At 64.7% G+C, this 17,572-nt stretch carries 16 protein-coding genes; 8 read left to right on the forward strand and 8 right to left on the reverse strand.

What is annotated here, in order from left to right:
• The first annotated feature begins 170 nt into the window (after positions 1-170).
• Complete coding sequence (locus ACX12D_RS29250; protein ID WP_459374550.1) at positions 171-1,019, forward strand: IclR family transcriptional regulator domain-containing protein; 849 nt, start codon at positions 171-173, stop codon at positions 1,017-1,019.
• 38 nt (positions 1,020-1,057) lie between these two features.
• Positions 1,058-2,155: a diguanylate cyclase gene (locus ACX12D_RS29255; protein WP_459374551.1), complete on the forward strand. Its 1,098-nt coding sequence runs from the start codon at positions 1,058-1,060 to the stop codon at positions 2,153-2,155.
• Positions 2,156-2,187: 32 nt separating this feature from the next.
• On the opposite strand, the gene ACX12D_RS29260 is transcribed toward ACX12D_RS29255, so the two are convergent.
• Both ACX12D_RS29260 and ACX12D_RS29265 read right to left on the reverse strand, forming a co-directional pair.
• Positions 2,188-2,937, reverse strand: coding sequence for a flagellar brake protein (locus ACX12D_RS29260; protein ID WP_459374552.1), 750 nt, complete (start codon positions 2,935-2,937; stop codon positions 2,188-2,190).
• A gap of 225 nt (positions 2,938-3,162) precedes the next feature.
• Entirely contained in the window at positions 3,163-4,101 is a 939-nt protein-coding gene (locus ACX12D_RS29265; RefSeq protein ID WP_459374553.1) for a LysR family transcriptional regulator, read from the reverse strand.
• Positions 4,102-4,234: 133 nt separating this feature from the next.
• Here ACX12D_RS29265 and ACX12D_RS29270 point away from each other — a divergent pair, with 133 nt between their 5' ends.
• Positions 4,235-4,882, forward strand: a complete 648-nt coding sequence (locus ACX12D_RS29270) for a LysE family translocator (RefSeq protein ID WP_459374554.1) — start codon at positions 4,235-4,237, stop codon at positions 4,880-4,882.
• Between the two features lie 21 nt (positions 4,883-4,903).
• Here ACX12D_RS29270 and thpR read toward each other — a convergent pair whose 3' ends face one another.
• The 4 genes from thpR to ACX12D_RS29290 all read right to left on the reverse strand — a co-directional run bounded on the left by thpR (position 4,904) and on the right by ACX12D_RS29290 (position 8,004).
• Positions 4,904-5,473 (reverse strand): RNA 2',3'-cyclic phosphodiesterase, encoded by a 570-nt coding sequence (gene thpR, locus ACX12D_RS29275; RefSeq protein WP_459374555.1) that lies wholly within the window; start codon positions 5,471-5,473, stop codon positions 4,904-4,906.
• 63 nt (positions 5,474-5,536) lie between these two features.
• A complete protein-coding gene (locus ACX12D_RS29280; RefSeq protein WP_459374556.1) occupies positions 5,537-6,070 on the reverse strand; it encodes a methylated-DNA--[protein]-cysteine S-methyltransferase in 534 nt (177 codons plus the stop codon).
• Complete coding sequence (locus ACX12D_RS29285) at positions 6,067-7,578, reverse strand: AlkA N-terminal domain-containing protein (protein ID WP_459376553.1); 1,512 nt, start codon at positions 7,576-7,578, stop codon at positions 6,067-6,069. The genes ACX12D_RS29280 and ACX12D_RS29285 overlap by 4 nt, the downstream gene beginning before the upstream one ends.
• A 129-nt stretch (positions 7,579-7,707) precedes the next feature.
• The gene (locus tag ACX12D_RS29290; protein ID WP_441632800.1) at positions 7,708-8,004 is read right to left on the reverse strand and encodes a hypothetical protein; all 297 of its coding nucleotides are present in this window, start codon (positions 8,002-8,004) and stop codon (positions 7,708-7,710) included.
• Positions 8,005-8,735: 731 nt separating this feature from the next.
• Here ACX12D_RS29290 and ACX12D_RS29295 point away from each other — a divergent pair.
• Positions 8,736-9,530 (forward strand): WG repeat-containing protein, encoded by a 795-nt coding sequence (locus ACX12D_RS29295; protein WP_459374557.1) that lies wholly within the window; start codon positions 8,736-8,738, stop codon positions 9,528-9,530.
• An 81-nt stretch (positions 9,531-9,611) separates the two neighbouring features.
• On the opposite strand, the gene ACX12D_RS29300 is transcribed toward ACX12D_RS29295, so the two are convergent.
• Positions 9,612-10,097 carry a two-partner secretion domain-containing protein gene (locus ACX12D_RS29300; RefSeq protein ID WP_459374558.1) on the reverse strand — a complete coding sequence of 162 codons (486 nt, stop codon included), beginning with the start codon at positions 10,095-10,097 and terminating at the stop codon, positions 9,612-9,614.
• 100 nt (positions 10,098-10,197) lie between these two features.
• Entirely contained in the window at positions 10,198-11,052 is an 855-nt protein-coding gene (locus ACX12D_RS29305; RefSeq protein ID WP_459374559.1) for a hypothetical protein, read from the reverse strand.
• A gap of 950 nt (positions 11,053-12,002) precedes the next feature.
• Between ACX12D_RS29305 and ACX12D_RS29310 the strand changes: the two genes are divergently transcribed.
• From ACX12D_RS29310 to ACX12D_RS29325, 4 genes are all read left to right on the forward strand, one after another.
• Positions 12,003-12,299 (forward strand): hypothetical protein, encoded by a 297-nt coding sequence (locus ACX12D_RS29310; RefSeq protein ID WP_183034803.1) that lies wholly within the window; start codon positions 12,003-12,005, stop codon positions 12,297-12,299.
• A gap of 203 nt (positions 12,300-12,502) precedes the next feature.
• Entirely contained in the window at positions 12,503-15,385 is a 2,883-nt protein-coding gene (locus tag ACX12D_RS29315) for a M16 family metallopeptidase (protein ID WP_459374560.1), read from the forward strand.
• Between the two features lie 147 nt (positions 15,386-15,532).
• Entirely contained in the window at positions 15,533-15,916 is a 384-nt protein-coding gene (locus ACX12D_RS29320; RefSeq protein ID WP_006159736.1) for a hypothetical protein, read from the forward strand.
• 334 nt (positions 15,917-16,250) lie between these two features.
• Entirely contained in the window at positions 16,251-17,561 is a 1,311-nt protein-coding gene (locus ACX12D_RS29325) for an MFS family transporter (protein ID WP_459374561.1), read from the forward strand.
• Positions 17,562-17,572: the final 11 nt, after the last annotated feature.

Below are 17,572 nucleotides of genomic sequence, written 5' to 3' on the forward strand. Positions count from 1 at the left end.
TTGATGACACACCCTTCCAGTCGCCGTGCCCTTGAGACGGCGACGTTTTTTTCGCGGCCGGCCCTATCCCCGCACCAAAACGGGGATCGGCCGCAACAAAAGCGCTGGCCCGAGGCGCCCAGCCGGTTTAAGATGCGCGATTATCGAACAACCCGCGCGCACTCGCCCACATGGACGCCCCCATTCCCAGCAGCCCTGGCCAGGCAACGGCCGCCACTGTCCGCGTCGCCCGCCCCCAGGCCGACCTTCTCAACAGTTTTGCCGGCGACCCGAATTTCATGCTGTCGCTGGCGCGCGGCTTGAGCGTGCTCGAAGCCTTCTCGGAGCGTAAGCGCCCGCTCACCATTTCCCAGGTGGCGCAGCGCACCCAGCTCTCGCGCGCATCGGTACGGCGCTGCCTGTACACGCTGGAGCAGCTTGGCTACGTGAGCCAGCAAGGCGGCCAGTTCGCGCTGCGCCCGCGCGTGCTGCACCTGGGCCATGCGTACTTCTCGTCGACGTCGCTGGTGTCGCTGGCCCAGCCGATCCTCGACGCGCTGAGCGCGCGCATCCAGCAGACCTCGGCACTGGCCATCCTGGACGACACCGATATCCTTTATCTGGTGCGCTCGGAAGTGCAGCGGGTGCTCACTTATTCGCTCGGCATGGGCAGCCGGCTGCCGGCGTACTGCACGTCGATTGGCCGCATGCTGCTGGCCCACCTGGCCGAGCCGGCGCTGGAAGACTTCTTCGATCACGTCGACCTGCGCCCGCGCACACTGCAGACCAAGATCTCGCGGCCCGAGCTGGAGGCCAGCTTTGCGCATGCGCGCGAGCTGGACTATGTGCTGATCGACGAAGAACTGGAGCCCGGCCTGCGCGCCATCGCGGTGCCGGTGCGCGGCATCTCGGGCAGCGTCATGGCGGGTATCAGCGTCAGCGTGCGCGCGGCGCAGGTATCGGAAGCGGAGATGATTTCGCGCCTGCTGCCGCCGATGCGCGAAGCGGCAGTGGCGATCGGCAAGCTGATCGCCGCCTGAGCCGCCCGCAATCGAGATCGACAAGGAATCGCAGATTCATGGCGCAAAGCACCCTTAACCCGCTGGCAGGCAAGGGCATGCGTTTTGTCCGGCGGGTCTACGTGATGCGCGCCATCGGGCTGGCGATCGGGTTCTTTGCAGTGGCGGCGGCCATGCTGGAAGCGGGCGCGCCGCGCTGGCTGCTGGCGCTGGTCTTCCTGCACGGCTTTGTCTGGCCGCACGTCGCAGCCTGGCGGTCAAGACGCAGCGAGGTGCCGTTCCTGGCGGAAACCCGCAACATGATGATCGACGCCGTGCTCGGCGGCATCTGGGCCGCGGGCATGAAATTCAACCTGCTGCCGAGCGTGCTGATCCTGTCGATGATGAGCATGAACAACGTGGCGGCGGGCGGCACGCGCCTGCTGCTGCATGGCCTGGGGTGGCACCTGGCGGGGGTGCTGGCGGGCATCGTGGCCTTCGGCGCGGCCTGGCATCCGCAGGCCAGCCTCACCACCATCGTCGCCAGCCTGCCGATGCTGGTGCTCTACCCGCTGGCGCTGGGGCGCACCACCTACCGCATCTCCCGCCGCCTGGCTGCGCACGGCAAGGAAATCGAGGCCAACAGCCGCCTGGACGGCCTTACCGGCGTGCTCAACCGGGGCTATTGGGAGGCCATGCTGGCCGCGGAGTTCCAGGCCTGCAAGAGCGGGCGGCGCGGCACCGCCAGCCTGGTGCTGCTCGACATCGACCATTTCAAGCAACTCAACGACACCCACGGCCACCTGGCCGGCGACGAAGCGCTCAAGGCCTTCGCCAAGCTGGTGGTGCGGCACGCCGCGCAGCACGGCCCGGCGGGCCGAGGCGAAGCGCGGCAATGCCTGGTGGGGCGATACGGCGGCGAGGAGTTTGGCGTGCTGCTCAGTGGCGCGAGCCTGACGCAGGCGGTGGAAATGGCCGAGCGGCTTTCGCGCTCGCTGCAGCCGGGCGCGGCTTCCGGCGCGGCCATTGCCGCGCTGCGCGGCCACACCGCCAGCCTTGGCGTGGCCGCCTTCGATGCCGGCATGGCGGGCCACCACGAATGGCTGGCGCACACGGACCGCGCGCTTTACGAAGCCAAGCGGGCCGGCCGCAACCGGATCCGCATCAGCACGGGCTGAGCGGAAACGACATGAACCACAGCCAGATGCGCTTAGCCGCGGCTGGCAAGCTCCAGCGCAAACACCAGGCGCTGCAGGAAATTCTCCATGCGGCCGTCGAGGTTGGAGAACGCACAGCCGAAATGATGGATGGCGCTGTCATCGCGCCCGGCCAGCCAGTGGCCCACCACTTGCAGGCTGAGGTCCAGCTTGCCCAGCGCACCAAAATCCAGATGCACGCCTGAGATGGTGGTGCCCACCGGCAACTGCGTGGCGTCCACGGTCTTGGAGCGCAACCCGACGCCCGAGAGCGAGAGATCTGCAATGTCGAGCTTGAGCACGGTGCCGTCGCTCATCTTGATGGTGCAGACATAGCCCTTGGTGACCAGCGTGCGCGCGCGGAAATGACGGCGGCGCTGGAAGTGATAGAGCTTCTCCGGGAACGGCGCGGAAAATGCCGGGCCACCCTGGAACTGGGTGATCCCGGGCGTGCCGATCATGAAGTTCACGGGCACCCCGCGCAGCGATGCCGAGAAGGCATTCTCGTTGGAGGCCAGCAGCGCCTGCCGCTCGGGCTCGGTGGAGCACCAGTCGAAGACAAAGGTGCGGCTGGCCGGATCCACATGCAGCACAGACGTGACCATCTCGTGGGCGGTACGCGCGCGCACGTTCAGGATGCACTTCTGCCAGGCCAGGTCGCGCAGCACGGTGCCGATCTGCGAGGAATGGGTAAGGCGATAGCGGTCGTCTGGCAACGCGCCGGCGTCAAGCTCGGATTGCTCCGGGGAATCTTGGAGACTCATGAAAATCACGCTAACGTCTGAGAGAGGCCTGCGTCGCGCCAGACTGGCTTGCGACGGGGGAATTCGGGCTGCCTGCGTACCCGGATGCAAGCGGGGACGAGCGGCTAGCGCCGCATGTTAAGCGCGACGCCTGCTGCTGCGCAAGCTCTTGTTTGAACAACGGCGAAGTGTGGCAAAACTTGAGCCAGACTTCCGTGGGGTAGCCCACCGGGGCGGGTTTGCGCCTCATTTGCCGTCTTCGCGCCCGCCTCGTTTTACCGCGCCCTTGGCCGCGCGTGCTGGATGTGGCGATGCGGCCACCCGGGCTGGATCCGCGCCGAGCGACGCTTGCGCCTCCTGGCATAGCCAGTCCCTTACCGCACGACGCCGCGCATCGTGCTCGAACGCCACGGGCGAGAGCAACTGATAGCAAGATCCGTCGCGCACGAAGCCCCGCGGCGCGGCGATGCGGCCGTCGGCGAGCTCGTCGGCCACCATCAGGCGCGACGCGATCGCGCAGCCAAGCCCGGCCGCGGCAGCCTGGATGGTCAGGTAGAAATGCTCGTACCAGGCATCGGCGCCAAAGCGCTGCGCACCGCCGGCAGCCTTGGCCCAGCGCTGCCAGGCATCCGGACGCGAGCGCGTGTGCAGCCGGTGGGACGACGCCCCGACGCTAGCCCCGACGCGGCAGACCACGCCCACCCATTCCTCGGCAACTTCATGGGCATGCAGCTCCGGCCCCACATGAAAATCGTTGCGGCGCAGCGCCAGGTCCACGCCGCTGCGCGCGAAGTCCACCGGACCGCCTGCGGCCATCAGGTGCAGCGTCACCTCCGGATGCGCCGCGGTAAAGCGCGGCAGGCGGGGAATCAGCCAGCGCATGGCGATGGTGGGCTCGCACGACAAGACCAGCGCCCTGGGCTGGGCATGCGCGCGGATGCGCTGCGCGGCCGCGCCCAGCACTTCCAGCGACTGCGTGGCGGCGGCATGCAGGATGTGCCCCGCCTCGGTCAGGAACACGGCCCGGTTGCGGCGCTCGAACAGCGCCACGCCAAGCGCCTCCTCCAGCTGGCGAATCTGGCGGCTGACCGCGCCGTGGGTCAGGTGCAGTTCGTCCGCAGCCCGCATGAAGCTCTGGTGCCGCGCCGCGGCCTCGAAGAAACGGATCCCGCCCAGCCAGTGCATGCTTGCCTTGATGTGTCAGTTTTTCTCAACGATTTGCACGAGTATAAATCGGTTGTGGCCCTACCTATCAACACAGAGAATGCAGAGAATGCTTGGGACACCGCCTCCATCCCGTCAAGGATACTCACACGATATGCACTCTCTCACTGAACTGCTGGCCGTCGCCACCATCACCGTGCTAGCCGTGATCAGCCCGGGCCCCGACTTTGCCATGGTGATGCGCAACAGCTTCGTGCATGGCCGCAGGGCCGGGCTGCTGTGCGCGCTCGGCATCGCCCTTGGCGTACAGGTGCACGTTTTCTACACGATGTTTGGCGTGGCGTTGTTGATGGAGCACGCGCACAACCTGTTGACGGTGGTGAAGCTGCTCGGCGCCGCCTACCTGATCTGGATCGGCATCCAGACGTTGCGCAAGCGCGCGCCGGACCCGAACGCGCCGCCGCTCGGTGCGGATGCTACGGATGCTGGCGCACCTGCGCTGACAGCGCTCGGCGCGCTCAAGATGGGCTTTCTCACCAATGCGCTCAATCCCAAGACCACCTTGTTCGTGGTCAGCACCTATACGCAGGTGGTGAATGCGCACACGCCGCTGGCAGTGCAGTTCAGCTATGGCCTGTTCATGTCGCTGGCGCACCTGGCCTGGTTCGGCCTGATTGCGTGCTGCTTTTCCACGCCCGCGTTGCGCGCCGCCATGCTGCGGCGCCAGCGCTGGCTGGATCGGGTGATTGGTTCGGTGTTGCTGGCGCTGGGGGTGGCGCTTGGCCTGGGCAACCTGGCATGACGCTGGCCGTTGCCGGCGGCATCAGCCTGCCGCCGGATCCAGCCCATACGCGTGCCGGCACGCATGCTGCGCGCCGCCCGCGCGCAGATGGCTTTGGTACAGGATGAAGCGCTCCACAGGGAACGGCTCGCACACCAGCATGGCCTGCGCGTCGCGCCATGCCTGCAGCGCGGTATCCGCCACGGCAGGCCCGCAGCGCGCCAACGTGATGTGGGGATGGAAGCGCGCACGCGGCGGTGCGTCAGCGTCCGCCAACAGGGCGCTCCCGCATCCGGCAAGCGCCTGCGCCATCTCCCCATGCAGGCTGTCCAGCGCCGCATTGGGCGCCACGCCCGCCCACAGCACACTCGCCCGCCGGCCCCGAAAATAGCCAGCCTCTTTCACCGTGAGCGCAAAGGCCGCGCCGCAGACACCGTCAAGCGCCCGCTCGATACATGCCGCCGTGGCGTCATCCTGCTCGCCGAGGAAATGCAGCGTGAGATGGACCTGGTGCGGCGCCGCCGCCCGGATGCCCGCCACGCGCGGCACGCGAGCCAGCAACGCCGCCGCCAGCGCTGGCGGCACCTCAATCGCCACGAACAAACGTGCCATCGATCTCACCTCCCGTGACGGCCTGGCGCGGGTGGTCAAGCGCAACGGCGCGATGCCGCTGACTTAAAATACTAACGCCGACTGACGCAGTATAGGCAGTGCCATAGCCGCGGCCGTGCCTTCGAGCCGGAGCAGCGCGCGCTTGCGGTCGGTGCCACCGGCATAGCCGGTAAGGTCGCCGCTGGCGCCCAGCACGCGATGGCAAGGCACGATCACCGACAAAGGATTGCGCCCCACCGCCCCGCCGATCGCGCGCGCATGGGTGGGGGCGAGGCCCAGCCCGGCGCCCAGTTCGCCATATGACGTGGTCTCGCCGAACGGGATCTCGCACAGTGCCTGCCAGACCGCGTGCTGGAACGGGCTGCCGCCCAGCACCATGGGGACGGTGAAGACCTGCAGGCGCTCGGCGAAGTAGTCGGCCAGCTCATCGGCGGCCTGCTCGAAGACAGGCTTCGCGGCGGCGGGCACGTTGGTGTCCGGCGTGGCCGCCGCCGGGTAGTACTTCTGCCCCGAGAAGAACAGCCCGCTCAAGCGCGCGCCGTCGACGCGCAGCAACACTTCGCCCAACGGGCTGGCGACGATGCGGTATGCAATCATGGTGCGTTCCTTGTTGTGTCCCTTGCCTTGTCGTCTCGTACCGACTTGTCCGGCTTGTCCAACTTGTCCAACTTGTGGTCCTCGTAGCGCCGCCACAAGTGGATGGCGGCGTAAGCGCGCCACGGCGCCCACTGCGCAACGTGCTGGTTCATGCCTCGCACGGTAGCGATGCCGAGCACCTTGCGCAAGACATAGTCGGTTCCAGGGAAGGCATCCGGCCAGCCCAGCGCGCGCATGGCCACATATTGCGCGGTCCAGTCGCCCACGCCTTCAACCTCACGCAGGCGCGCCACGGTGTCTTCCGGCGCGGCGTTGGGCTCCAGCCTCAGCTCGCCCGCCGCCACGCGGGCAGCGATGGCATGGATGGCCCGGCCCTTGCCCAGCGGAATGCCGATCTCACGCAAAGCCTCGGGCGGCACGCCAGCCAGCGCAGCCGCGCCGGGGAACGTCACCCGCAGCGCCGGCGTGGGCTGCGCCAGCGGCAGACCGTGGCACTCGGCCAGCCGCGCCAACAGCGTGCGCGCGTGCTTCACCGAAATCACCTGGCCCACCACCGCGCGCACGGCGATCTCAAAGCCATCCACCGCGCCCGGCAAGCGCATGCCGGGCGCTTCGGCAGCCAGCGGGCCCAGATGCTGATCGACCACATCGGGCCGGCAGCCCAGGTCGCACAACCGCCGCACGCGGCCCAGCGCTTGCGGAATCACGTGCGCCAGTGAACCGGACAACGTCACCTTGATCACATGGCGGCGTGCAACGTGCTCCAGCCGCAGCCAGCCCAGATGCGTGCGGCCGCCGCTCTCGATCGCCAGCGTGCGCGCATAGGTGCCATCGCCAAGCTGCTCGATGCCATCCACCGCGCGCACGCCCAGGAATTGCAGGAACGCGGCCCACGCCATCGGCGGGCGGTAGCCCAGCTCGAACACCAGCTCGTCGGCCACGTTATCGGCAGCGCGCTTGCGCATGGCCATGGGCGTCAGCCCATAGCGCGTCTTGAGCACGTCGTTGAAGCGCCGCACACTGCCAAAGCCGGCGGCGTGCGCCACGTCGGTCACGGTCAGCCCCGTATCGGTCAGCAAGCGCTTGGCCAGCAGCAACCTCTGCGTCTGCGCATACTCCAGCACCGAAACGCCGAACTGCGCATCGAACAGCCGGCGCAGATGGCGCTCGGTAATGCCGATGCGCGCGGCCAGCCCGGCCACGCCGGCATCCACCATGAAGCCCTCGTCGATCAGCGTGGCCGCGGCCTGGGCCAGGCGCCCCGACAGGTCGGCCAGCCCGTGTCCCGGCGCCAGCTCCGGCCGGCAGCGCAGGCAGGGCCGGAAGCCTTGCTTCTCGGCCGCGGCGGCGCTGTCGTAGAAGGTGCAGTTCTCGCGCTTGGGCGTGCGCACCGCGCAGATCGGCCGGCAGTAGACGCCGGTGGACGACACGCCCACAAAGAAGCGCCCGTCGAAGCGGCGGTCGTGCGAAGCCACGGCCTTGTAGCAGGTATCCGGATCGAGTTTCATAGCCAGCATGCTACTCCGTTGCAAGGGCGGAACTAGCTGGATTCGGACATTTGCCTCGGCGGCGTGTATTGACCTGCCACTGCGATACGAAGACCACCGGCACAGCGGCAGCACGACAGCGCGCTCGCATCATCCATCGTCACCCTCGCCCTCCGGCTCATCCATCGCGGCGGCCAGTTCGCTCAACACCAGCGTCTCGTGCGCAAGCACGGCCACCAGTGAAAGCAGATGGGCCTGGGTTTCTTCACCGAGGTTGCAGAAGGTGCCGCCCGCCGCGTTCTCGACGGCAACCGACAACAACGCATTGAGCTGCGCAGTTTTTTCGGCGGCGAGGCTTAGCGGGCTTTCGGATGGCGCATGCGCGGTCAGGAAGGTATCGCGGCCTGTGCGTTGCGCGGTGATGTTGTAGCGCGGGTAGTTATACATCGAGCACCCTCCGTTGGGATGCGCGCAGGCGCTGGCAGATGATGGGGAGCTTGGGGGAGCGATTTGCCCAGAGTGGGCGAATGAAGACTGGGGCATGGGAGTGCCTCCTTTGTCAGCGTGTTTGACACCGCTCCCCGCTGTCAATCGGGGTGGGCGGGCGCAAGGCGAGGTTGACAGACCGGGACAAAGAACCGGCGAGCCCGAAGGCTCCCCCGCCCAGGCCCACCCATAGGGGCGTGCGAAGGCGCAACGGACGTAAAAACGCCGCCTGGTGGCGGCTGTCCGCCTTTGTCGTCGGGCTGTCAAACCCGGCCGCTGTGGTTGCAGCGACGAACAAAGTATAGCGCTGGGCTATGCAGCCTAACCCAGCCGCAACAAAAAGTCACACCCGCTACGCTAGCCAACGGCCACAAGTACCGGATCGATCCTGCCGGCCGTCAGCCGCAACTTGCGCCAGTCGCTTGGGCAACGCCGTTGAAGCGGTCCAGGGCTGAATGACGCCGCGCCAGCCAATTACGACCCCCAACCCTCACACCCGCTCCGTCGATGACACGTGCGCCTAAGATGCCTCGGCAAGGTAAGGCTTATCTCTGCGCAGACGAAGCAAAGCCATGACGGGATGTTAAAGTTTAAGATGTCACCAGTACTACAATCGCAGGTAATTTTGGAGAGAAATTAGATTTATGGTTACCCGACTATTGGTTCGGAGCTTGTGCCTCTTAATTCTCGGAATGTCTTCTACCAACGTATCCGCTGAAAATAATGATATTGATAACTATCCAATCACTTTTAAGCTGAACGGACTTTGGGGGGCTAAAGACAAGAATGGCGTGATTGTCATTCCGCCAATCTACAACAATTCCTTGCACTTTAAGGAGGGAATAAGTGCCGCAAGGCTAGGTAAAAAGATCGGTTATATAGATCAGAACGGAAGAGTCGCTATACCCTTTGAATATGACGAAGTCTTGGGCTTGAAAAATGGACTCATTGGCGTCTGCGCTGAAGGTGATTGCGGGTATCTTGATACAAGGGGGAATGTGGTCATTCCCCTTACATATAAAAAGATAAATTATTTCAGCGACATAGCAGGTATTGCAGCGGTAAAAGGAGCACGCGGGTGGGGGGTTATCGATATGGCGGGGCGCGAAATAATTGCGCTGACACTTAAAGACAGCCCAAAGATTGCCGATTATGAGGGTGAGGGTTTTATAATTGGCTTTAAAGCTAGACGCGATGGAATGATATACGACCTTAAAGGCAATAAATTACTCGATTTAAACTATGACCAAATTGCTTTTAATGTGTGGTCCGGGAAGTGGCTCAATGACAATCTTTTTACCGTGGCGATAGATGGAAAGTGGGGGTTCATTGATAAATCTGGAAATGTAATAATTCCTCCTCGCTATGACAAGCGAGGTTATTTTTTTAGAGGTTATGCCGAGTTAGTTCGAGACGGAAAAGTCTACCGCGTAGACAAGCACGGAACGGAGGAGTTAATCGGTGATTGGGTGCAACCAACTCCGTAAGTACCAGGAGCTGCAATGAAGCCTTCGGCACCGCCCTTAAATTATTGGCTTATGTCGTCGCAGCAATCTCAGTGACTTTTCCTACCGGCTTGGCGCCGCGCCCGTGACCTCGTTCAGGATGATGCGCGCAGGGCCGCTTGCGCCCGGGTTCGCGTTGCCGGGCACATAGCCACCAAGCTGCGTCTGCGTGATGGCCGTGGCGTTGTTCAGGATTGCGCCACGCCCGTCGACCGAGAACTGCTGGTACTGGTTATGCGACACGCCAGCCCCGGAGGGCGTATTGATGTTGACCATCGGTGTGCCGTTGGGCGCCGCAGCCACGCCAGGGCCGCGCCCGGCGGCGCCGTCCGGCACGATCTGCGCGCCGCTTGCCTGCACCATGCCCAGCGCCAGCAGTACCGTCCAGGTGATCGGCCGCAGGGTTGCCACCACCATCGGTGCGCGGCCGATCAGCGTACCCGGGCATTCGCCCGCCGCCGCTTTGTGCGCAACATGGAAGCATGCGGCGACAGCCACCCGCATGCCGCGAGTCATGTTGAAAACCAGGCGATAGCGATTGTTGTTCATTGCGTCCAGGTATCAAGGCGTCACAAACAGGTCACAAACAGGGAGGTGCGCCAGCCAGCCGTATTGCGCTTTCGGATTCAGGGCGTTAGTTGTCAGGGCACTAGTTGGCGGCCACGATGCCAGTCGTTTCGGCCGTTACGGTGGCCACGCCCACCAGCGGCGCGCCGGAGAGCTTGACGATGCCGGCGCCCGGAGCAAGCCAGGCGGTCCCTTCCAGCACGGGCAGCGGGAACAGGCTGCCGGGATACTTGCGGTCGTACTGCAGCGCCAGCTTGCAAGCGCCCTTGTACGTCACGCCCTTGGCCGTCACGTCTTCGCGGCCGATGTATTGCACGGCAACGTTGACGATCCGGCCGATAGGCTTGAGGGCGGGTTGCGGCTTGGTCGCCAGGTCCTCGGCGTTTGCTTCCGACATGGTGAAGCTGCGCGTCTCGTTTGGCTTCATGCCAACCAGGTTTGGTGTGCCTGTCTGTCCCGACACGTTGTCCTTGAAGGTGAAACGACGATACTTGGTGTACTTGTTGTACGCGCCCTGATCGAGGTCACCGTAGTCGGTAGCGCCGATTGGAAAGATCGCGGAGGCCGGATCGATATAGAGCCGAGCGTTCGTGCCGTGGCCGTTGAAGATGCCATTGACCAGCTTGACTTCGAGCGTGTCATAGCTGCCGCCGTCGAAGACCGTGGTGCCAATGGCTGTGGCATCAAAGGTTGCCACCTCGCTCACAGGTCCGAGGTTCAGCGTCGCGGTGATCTTCTGTCCGGCGGCAGGCACCGCCAGGCAGGCCGCATCGAGCGGGGCTGTGCTCACCGGCGTTGGTGTTGCTGCGCTATCGGTAACGGCCGGCGCTTCATTGGTCTTTGTCCCGCTGCTGCCATCCGATCCGCCACCGCAGGCGGCGAGCATGAAGGTCGTCACGGCCACCGCGGCCATCGCGGGTTTAATCTGCTTTTGCATCCTTGTTCTCCTAGTATTGGAAAGACACCGAAAACCCGCCTGCCGGCAAGCGTGTAGGGAAACTGGCGGGCTTGACGAGACCCCAGGCGAGGAAGGCGTCGTAGTACAGGCCTTTCACAGGGCTGCCGCGCAGGCCTGCCGCGACGCCAGCCAGGGTGCGGCCAGCCAGATAGCTGGCGCTTCGGCCGCCAACGCGCCACCCGCCATCAACAAGCTAACGGAAGCGGGAACAGCACGGCGCAGAAACGGAGCAAGGCATAGACCCATGCAATCGGCTCGATTGTTGTCTTGGTTGGACGGAAATTCCGGCAAAGCCGGAATGCGCTCACCCCGCGCTGGGCATTAACGCGGAAGTCGCGGATATTCACGTTCCGTTGTGAGCGCGCCAATGCGAAAAGACGTTGCAACGGATGGCGGCTTTCGAGCAGCGATGTCGGAGCTGGCAGTTTGCGATTTCGCCGTGGCGCGTTACGCTGCCTGCAACGGATATCAAGCTGCGCAGCGTAGCAACGGAGGGCGGCGATTGAAATCGGACAAGTACGAATTTCGGCTAGAACCGGCGATAAAAATTGTTACCGTCGAGTTGGCCTTGTGCGCAAATTCGCCCCCCATTTGGGCGTAATTCCTCATCGGAATCAATGAGACAAATCTCAATCTGCGATGGATATTTCTTGAATGGTGTAGCGGATGTGATTTTTTGTTGCGACTGGGTTAGGCTGCATTGCGCAACGCTATACTTCGCTCGTCGCTGCAACCACAGCGGCCGGGTTTAGCAGCCCGTTTAAGAGGGCGGACAACCGCCGCCAGGCGGCGTTTAGCGAAGTCAAAGTACGCTGACAGAGGAAGCACGCCCATGCCCCAGTCTTCATTCGCCCATTCCGGGCAAATCGCACCCCCCAAGCTCCCCATCGTCTGCCAGCGCCTGCGCGGCTCCCAACGGAGGGCACTCGATGTATAACTACCCGCGCTACAACATCACCGCCCAACGCACAGGCCGCGATACCTTCCTGACCGCGCATGCTCCATCCGAAAGCCCGCTAAGCCTCGCCGCCGAAAAAACCGCGCAGCTCAACGCCTTGTTGTCGGTCGCCGTCGAGAACGCGGCGGGCGGCACCTTCTGCAACCTTGGTGAAGAGACCCAGGCCCATCTGCTTTCGCTGGTGGCCGTGCTTGCGCACGAGACGCTGGTGTTGAGCGAACTGGCCGCCGCGATGGATGAGCCGGAGGGCGAGAGTGGCGATGGATGATGCCGGTGCGCTGCCACAGCTTGAAGAGTGCGGAAAATTCCCAAATTCACTGCGCACCGGTTGAAAAGCGCAGCAACATGCCGCTACGGGCCCGGCAACAGCTAGAATCGGCTACCGGGCCAGCCTTACCGCTGCCTTGCCGCGCCCCGCAGAATCGTACAGATCTCCGCGACAAGGGAGCCAATCCAGACTTCGAATTCCGCATGCGTCTCATCATCAAGCGCCTTTCCTTCCTGCTAGCCCTGGCTTTCAGCGTATCCGCAAGCGCCGCGCCCGGCGTGGCCCAGGCGCCCGCGCCTGCCGCCGCGAGGCTGCCCAGCGCGGCGCCGGCGGAAGTCGTCAGCGTGGAAGGCATTACCGAGTACCGGCTGCCCAACGGTCTGCGCGTGCTGCTTGCGCCCGATGCTGCGCAGCCCGTCACCACCGTCAACATGACCTACCTGGTCGGCAGCCGCCATGAGAACTATGGCGAGACCGGTATGGCGCACTTGCTCGAGCATCTGCTGTTCAAGGGCACGCCTGCATTGCCGGGCAACACCATTGCGCAGGAGCTCACGCGCCGCGGCATGCAGTTCAACGGCACCACCGCTTTCGACCGCACCAACTACTACGAGAGCTTCACGGCCAGCGAGGAAAATCTCGACTGGGCGTTGAAGATGGAAGCGGACCGCATGGTCAACAGCTTTATCGCCCGCGAGGCGCTCGACAGCGAGATGACGGTGGTGCGCAACGAGATGGAGCGCGCCGAGAACAATCCCGGTGGCATGCTGATGCAGCAGATGCGCTCGGCCGCCTACCGCTGGCACAACTACGGCAAGGCGCCGATCGGCGCGCGCAGCGATGTGGAGCACGTCGCCATCGGCAACCTGCAGGACTTCTACCGCCGCTATTACCAGCCCGATAACGCGGTGCTGGTGGTGGCGGGCAAGTTCGACGTGGCCGCCACGCTCGCGCGCATCGGCAAGTACTTCGGCGCGATCCCCCGGCCCACGCGCGCGCTGCCGGTCCAGTACACCGTGGAGCCGCCGCAGGAGGGCGCGCGCGAGGTCACGCTGCGCCGCGTCGGCGACTCGCAACTGGTCGCGGTGCAGTATCACATCGCGCCGGGCGCGCATCCGGATACGGTGGCCCTGCAGCTGCTCGCCGATATCCTGACCGATGGCTCGGGCGGGCGCCTGTACAAGGCGCTGGTCGAGAGCGGCAAGGCCAGCTGGCAGTCTGGCTCGGTATCGGGCATGAAGGATCCCGGCTCGGTGCTGTTCGCCGCCGGGCTGAGCAAGACGCAGGACCTCGAAGCCGCGCGCCAGGTGCTGGTGGCGCAGGTGGAGGGCTTTGCCGCCCGGCCGGTGACGCAGGTGGAACTGGACCGCGCCCGCACGCGCCTGCTCAACAGCTACGAGCGCCTGCTGGAGAATCCTTCCGGCTACGCCATCGCCTTGTCCGAGGCCATCGCCAAGGGTGACTGGCGCCTGCTGCTGGTGGCACGCCAGCAGGCCGAGCGCGTCACGCTGGCGGACCTGCAACGGGTCGCGCAGAACTACCTGCGTGCGAGCAACCGCACGCTCGGCCGCTTCATTCCCATCGACATGCCCGGCGACGCGCCGGCCGAGACGCTGGCCCGGGCCACCATGCCCGCGGCGCCGGACGTCGCCGCGCTGGTGGCGGCCTACCAGGGCAAGCCGCCCAAGGCCGCGGTGGCAGCCTTTGATCCCAGCCCGGACAATATCGAGGCGCACACGCTGCGCGGCAAGCTGGCCAACGGCATGCAGTTCGCCCTGCTGCCCAAGCCCAGCCGCGGGCAGACCGTCAACGGCACGCTGATCCTGCGCATGGGCGACGTCACCAGCCTGCAAGGCCAGGACGCCGTGGGCAGCCTCACCGCCGCCATGCTGATGCGCGGCACCGTCCGCCTTGAGCGGCAGCAAATCGCCGACCGCCTGTCCGCGCTCAAGGCCGTGGTGTCGGTCCAGGGCGATGCCGAGGCGGTCACTGTGCGTTTTGAAGCGCGCCGCGAAACGCTGGCCGACACGCTCGCGCTGCTGCGCGACATCCTGCGCGAGCCCAGCCTGAGCGCCGCGGAGTTCGAGACGCTGCGCGCCAACGCCATCGCCGGCATCGAGAGCGGCCTGGGCCAGCCCGAGGCGATTGCATCGAATGTGCTCGGCCGTTACGGCAATCCCTACCCATCGGGGGATCCGCGCTATGTCGGCACCCCGCAGGAGGACATCGCGGCGCTGCGGCAAGTGCAACTGGCCGACCTGCGCGCCTTCCACACACGCTTCTACGGCGCGAGCCACGGCCAGGCCGCGCTGGTCGGCGACTTCGACCGCCAGGCGGTGCAGGCGCAACTGGCCACGCTGTTCGGAGACTGGCAAGCCCAGGTGCCCTATGCCCGCATCGAACGCCCCTTTGTGCCGCTGGCACCGGCCCGCCTGGCCCGCCAGACACCGGACAAGGCCAATGCCATCTACCTGGCCGCGCTGCCGGTCGCGCTGACCAGCGATGCACCGGAATATCCGGCCCTGGTGATCGCCAATCGCGTGTTCGGCGGAAGCGCGCTCAAGAGCCGGCTGGCGGATCGCCTGCGCCAACACGACGGCATCAGTTACAGTGTCGGCAGTTTCGTTCAGGTGGGCGCGCTCGACACCAACGGGCGCTTCGGCATGCAAGCGCTTTATGCGCCGCAGAACCTGGGCAAGCTAAAGCGTGGCGTGGAAGAAGAACTGTCGCGGCTGGCAGCCGCCGGCATCACGCCGGAGGAGCTGGCACAAGCCAGGAGTGGGTTGCTGCAGCAAGGCACGCTGGCCCGCACCAGCGATTCCACGTTGGCCGGCACGCTGGCCAGCCAGCTATTTCTGGGACGCACGATGCGCTTTGTCACGGAATACGAGCAAGGTATCGCCACGGCGTCCGTCGAACAGGTCAACGCGGCCATCCGCAAGCACCTGGACCCGGCGCGGGTGGTGCATGTGTATGCGGGAGATTTTTCTGTCACGGCAGCGCAAGATGCCGGGGCGACGATAACGACGATAAAGGCGACGATAAAGGCGGACAGGCCGGCAAACGAAGCCGTGGCCGTCCCCTAAAGGGCAATACTGGAGGAAAATAGTGGCGGCGCAGGGCGGTGCAAGACGCCGCTGGCGCAGTAGTCCCATCGGCTTGGGGGCAACCCCTTGCCGCAATGACGCGTTGACTGTATATTCGTACAGTATAAGACGATATAAGAGGTGTGGATGTCAATAGTGCGAGCTAGCAGCAAAGCAGAAGCGCTTCGGCTTCTCGCATCGAAAGATGTGCTGGCGCTTGAGCTGGACTATGAAACCGGATGGCAGGACGCCGTCGAACTCGGCCGGCTCGGAGAGAAACGCGGCATCAAAGTGCAATACCGCGGACAGGAGAGCATTGCTGTCCATTCGCGCGAAGCCCTGATCGAAGGGCTGGCTAAGACCAAGACCACCTTCAGGCAGCGCAATCTGTATTGCCAGTTCGATCTCGGCACGCTTGCCGACCATGAACTGCTCGATCTCGAGGCCAAGGCGACCCGACTGGGCGACTACATCCTGGCAGGCCATCTGTTAAGGGATGTGGACGGAGTCTGGCCGCAAGAAGCGCAGTAACGCAGACAAAACGTGGCAAGACCCAGCAAGACCCAGTAATAGGCGTTATTCACGTCAAACGCAGCGGACCTGGCCAATCGCCTCGCCGCTGCCGCGACCCACGGCGCCAGCCCTGCCGCGCAATGCGGCCAGACGCGTTTTTCGGCCGGCACCCGCCGGTACGGGCAGCGAACCTCCTCGCCAGCCCATTCCCTTCCGCACCCCCCCAAGTAGTGCAAGGCAGGTCACCCTGTGCCGCCATCACGGCGCAACCGCACTACACTGGAATCCTGCGTGCCGATCTCGCACCACGGCCTGTTAGCGTGGGCGACATGCCGAAAGGAAGAGACAAACCATGACCGACCTGTCCGCCCCCCTTGTCGATGCGCCGCCGAGCGCCGAGGAAAAGCGCAAGCGCATCTACGCGATCGTGGCCGCGTCTTCCGGCAATCTCGTCGAGTGGTTCGACTTTTACGTCTACGCGTTCTGCGCCATTTACTTCGCGGGGTCCTTCTTCCCCAAATCCGATCCCACGGCGCAATTGCTGAACACCGCCGGCGTATTTGCCGCGGGCTTCCTGATGCGGCCGATTGGCGGGTGGCTGTTCGGGCGGCTTGCCGACCGGCATGGCCGCAAGAATTCGCTGCTGATCTCGGTGACGATGATGTGCTGCGGCTCGCTGCTGATCGCCAGCCTGCCTACCTACAACAGCATTGGCGCCTGGGCGCCGGCGCTGCTGCTGGTCGCGCGGCTGCTGCAGGGACTGTCGGTCGGCGGCGAATACGGCACCACCGCCACCTATATGAGCGAGGTGGCGCTCAAGGGCCAGCGGGGATTTTTCTCCTCGTTCCAGTATGTCACGCTGATCGGCGGCCAGTTGCTGGCAGTGCTCGTGGTGGTGGTGCTGCAGCAGTTCCTCGACGAGGCGGAACTGAAAGCCTGGGGCTGGCGGATCCCGTTCGTGATCGGCGCCATCACGGCGGTCGTGGCGCTGTTCCTGCGCCGCACCTTGCATGAAACGACCTCCGCCGCCACCCGGGCGAGCAAGGAGGCCGGCACGCTGACGGAGCTGTTCCGCAACCACAAGGCAGCCTTCTTCACCGTGCTTGGCTACACCGCGGGCGGCTCGCTGATCTTCTATACCTTCACCACGTATATGCAGAAGTACCTGGTCAACTCGGCCGGCATGTCGATCAAGACAGCCAGCTACGTGATGACCGGCTGCCTGTTCTTCTACATGTGCATGCAGCCGTTCTTTGGCGCGCTGTCGGACCGCATCGGGCGGCGCAACAATATGCTGCTGTTCGGCGCGCTCGGCGCCCTGGGCACGGTTCCGATCCTGACGACGCTCGGGAGCGTGAAGAGCCCCTTTGTCGCCTTCGTGCTGATCTCCCTGGCGCTGGCCATCGTGAGCCTCTACACCTCCATCAGCGGCATCGTGAAGGCCGAGATGTTCCCGACCGAGATCCGGGCGCTGGGGGTGGGGCTGGCCTATGCCGTGGCCAATGCGATCTTTGGCGGCTCGGCCGAATATGTCGCGCTGGACCTGAAATCGCTGGGCCACGAATCCAGCTTCTACTGGTACGTGACGGCGATGATGGTGATCGTGTTCCTGGTCAGCTTCCGGCTGCCGCGGCAGGCCAAGTACCTGCACCACGAGCACTGACGCGCCAACGC

Source organism: Cupriavidus sp. PET2-C1, assembly GCF_054515855.1.